Source organism: Mycetohabitans sp. B2, assembly GCF_021733735.1.
Classification (GTDB): Bacteria; Pseudomonadota; Gammaproteobacteria; order Burkholderiales; family Burkholderiaceae; genus Mycetohabitans; species Mycetohabitans rhizoxinica.
Map to the genome: position 1 here is coordinate 1 of NZ_JAHKSP010000126.1, position 478 is coordinate 478.

Below are 478 nucleotides of genomic sequence, written 5' to 3' on the forward strand. Positions count from 1 at the left end.
GTGGTCAATCAATACGGTCCAAGCGAATGCACGATGGCGTCAACGTGGTTCAAGGCCGACGCCCAGCAGGAAGGAAGGGTGCCGATCGGTCAACCTGTGCCCAATGTGCGAGTTTATGTGCTGGGGCAGCATTTGGAGCTCATGCCGCTAGGCGTGAAGGGCGAGTTGTATATTGCGGGCGTGGGGGTGGCGCGTGGCTATATCAACCAACCTGAACTGAGTGCCGAACGCTTTATACCGAGCCCATTTGGACCCGGCGAACGGCTATACCGAACGGGCGACGTGGCAAGATGGCGCTTGGATGGGCAGTTGGAATATATCGGCCGCGTAGATCAGCAGATCAAGATTCGGGGCTTTCGTATTGAGCTTAGCGAAATCGAAGCGGCATTGGTCAAGCATCCGAGCATCGCGCAGTCAGCGGTGGTGTCACGCGAGGATCATCCGGGTGACAGACGCTTGGTGGCCTATTGGGTTGCGG

1 protein-coding gene is annotated in these 478 nt (G+C 57.7%); it reads left to right on the forward strand.

The genetic code is table 11. The features are described from left to right. Positions 1–478 (forward strand): AMP-binding protein (locus KPG66_RS17015; protein WP_237071627.1); only part of this gene is annotated, 478 nt, incomplete at both ends.